3 protein-coding genes are annotated in these 2660 nt (G+C 36.6%); all 3 read left to right on the top strand.

Annotated elements, in window-relative coordinates; all coding sequences use genetic code 11:
* Window positions 1–459, top strand: a 459-nt coding sequence (locus AB3X49_RS21035; RefSeq protein ID WP_367964528.1) for a GNAT family N-acetyltransferase, incomplete at its 5' end; no start/stop codon positions are given.
* 180 nt (window positions 460–639) lie between these two features.
* Window positions 640–1668 carry a tyrosine-protein phosphatase gene (locus tag AB3X49_RS21030; RefSeq protein WP_367964526.1) on the top strand — a complete coding sequence of 343 codons (1029 nt, stop codon included), beginning with the start codon at window positions 640–642 and terminating at the stop codon, window positions 1666–1668.
* Between the two features lie 167 nt (window positions 1669–1835).
* Window positions 1836–2546 carry a YjjG family noncanonical pyrimidine nucleotidase gene (locus tag AB3X49_RS21025; RefSeq protein WP_367964524.1) on the top strand — a complete coding sequence of 237 codons (711 nt, stop codon included), beginning with the start codon at window positions 1836–1838 and terminating at the stop codon, window positions 2544–2546.
* The last annotated feature ends 114 nt before the right edge of the window (window positions 2547–2660 follow it).

Genomic DNA, 2660 nt, shown 5'->3' with positions numbered 1-2660 from the left:
GATATATATGAAGTAGAAGATATAGAAAGTGAAATTGATTTTAAGCTTATTGAAGAGATAGGCGAAGCCGCTTTTTATTCACTGTGGAATGAAGTGACGGGAGAACAAATCGATTATGATCAATTTGTAAATACGATGCTACAAGAAATAGGTGGGCAATGGAAAGAACATTGTTTAACAGCAAGTATCGATGAAGAGCCAATAGGAATTGTAATCCCGCATATTGAAAGAGGTACGTTAGAAGAAGGAAAACTTATGTATTTCGCAGTCGCTCCAAATATGCGAAATAAAGGGTATGAAGCAGCATTCTTTACAGGGGCAATGTTTGTCTTAAAAGAAATAGGCGCATCTTATTATATTGGCGAGACAAATGTACAAAACGAGTGGATGAAGGATATCTTTGAAAAGAACGGATGTCAGCAGCTGAGCTCTACTGAGCGATATGTGAGAAGGTTTTAGAAGGATGGATGGCTTACTCTCTCGAACTCATTTAGTGGGAATCCATGTACAAATTTTGAACAAGTAAAAGAACTTTTTGCATGTTTGTAAGATAAAAAGAAAAATCGAAACGACAAAGTAAGCTTTCCTATAATACAATAGAGAAGGATTAGACTATACGAAGAAAGCGTTGGTGAAAGTATGAAGCAGCAAAGAAATTGTCTACAAGTAACTGTAGAACGAAATGAAGATAATACGTTACATATAAAGTGGGAAAATAATATAGAAGAAGTTCGTATTTATTGGAGTACTTCACCAGATCATATTGAAGAAAATGGAGAATTACTTGTAACAGTAAGTGGGGATGCATGTACAATTGAAAACCCGAGTGAAAATGAGCGTCCATATTTTAGGTTAGTAGGAAGTAATGGACAAGCAGTCACAGTAGCTGAGCGTAGATTACCATTACAAGGTGCGTTTAACTTCCGTGATATGGGAGGATATGAAACGACTGAAGGCCGTAAAGTAAAATGGGGTAAATTGTATCGTTCTGAAGAATTAGCAGGATTAACAGAATGGGATATCGAGTATTTACAGAAGTCTAGCTTAAAATTAATTTGTGACTACCGTACAGATTTTGAAGTGAAGCATAAGCCGAACCCAAGTGTTACAGGTGCTCGTCAAGTGTGCTTACCAGTTATGCAAGACTTGGCGAAAGACTTGAATATAAATGAATTTTTCCAAGTTGGTGACCTTTCTATGTTAGGGAAACCAGGCGAGTATCTTGTGAAAATGAATCAAGATTTCGTAAGTGGTAATGAAGCATTCGTGAGCTTCTTAAAACTGGCGCAAAACCCGGAAAACTTACCGTTAGTAAACCACTGTACTGCTGGAAAAGACCGTACAGGATTTGGCTCAGCATTATTATTACTTTTACTAGGTGTACCGGAAAAAACAGCAATGGAAGACTACTTACTAAGTAACGGTTTCCGTGAAAAGTTAAATGAAAAAATGATGGCCTTTTTAGGTGCGAAATTACAGAACGACGAAAGTAGAGCAATATTAGGTGCGATGTTTGAAGCTCGTGCTGAATATTTACAAGCTGCGATTGATGAAGTTAAAAAGCAATACGGATCAGTGGAAGCATACGCTGAAAAAGCTCTCGGCTTTACAAAAGAATCGTTAGAGGAAATGAAAGTGTTATTGCTAGAAGATAAAGTGAAACTTTAATCAGTGGGGGGGGGGCATCCCCACTGTTTATTAGCCTTCACCAATCGGGAGTCTTACTGCCCGTTAATGCGGGATAAATAATGAGGAGGGAGGCTGATTGGATTAGCCTCCTTTTATTGTTGTTGCTATAATTAAGCTATGAGAATATAGGAATTGAGGCGAACATCATGAAATACAAAGTAATACTATTCGACGTAGACGATACATTATTAGATTTCCCTGAAACAGAAAGAAACGCATTACATAACGCGTTTGTACAATTTGGCATGCCTACAGGGTATAATGATTATCTTCCAAGTTATAAAGAGATTAGTAATGGATTATGGAGAGATTTAGAGAATAAAATGATTACGCTAAGTGAATTAGCGGTAGATCGATTTAGACAATTATTTGCTCTTCATAATATAGAAGTAGACGCGCAGCATTTTAGTGACGTATACCTTGAAAACTTAGGAAAAGAAGTACATCTTATAGATGGTGCAGTGCAATTATGTGAGAACCTTCAAGATTGCAAGTTAGGTATCATTACGAATGGATATACAAAAGTGCAACAATCGAGAATTGGAAATTCGCCTTTATGTAACTTCTTTGATCATATTATTATTTCTGAAGAGGTCGGCCATCAAAAACCAGCGCGTGAGATTTTTGATTATGCTTTTGAGAAGTTTGGGATTACTGATAAATCAAGTGTACTAATGGTTGGAGATTCGCTAACTTCTGATATGAAAGGCGGAGAAGATTACGGTATTGATACGTGTTGGTATAATCCGAGTTTAGAAGAGAATACGACGAGTGTTAAGCCGACTTATGAAGTGGAGAGTCTGCTACAAATTTTAGAAATTGTGGAAGTGGCGGAAGAAAAGGTAGTCTCATTTTAATCTTGTTAAGATTTGTCGTATAGTTGATTTATTGTATGTTACGGTTGTTGTATTTATAAATCGCGCATATAATTTCATATACTAAGATATGAGACAAAAAAGATGGCACCAAGT

The organism is Bacillus sp. C30 (genome assembly GCF_040838255.1).
Lineage (GTDB): Bacteria > Bacillota > Bacilli > Bacillales > Bacillaceae_G > Bacillus_A > Bacillus_A mycoides.
The sequence above is the reverse complement of the archived record's forward strand: the minus strand, read 5'-3'. Positions and strand labels throughout refer to the sequence as shown.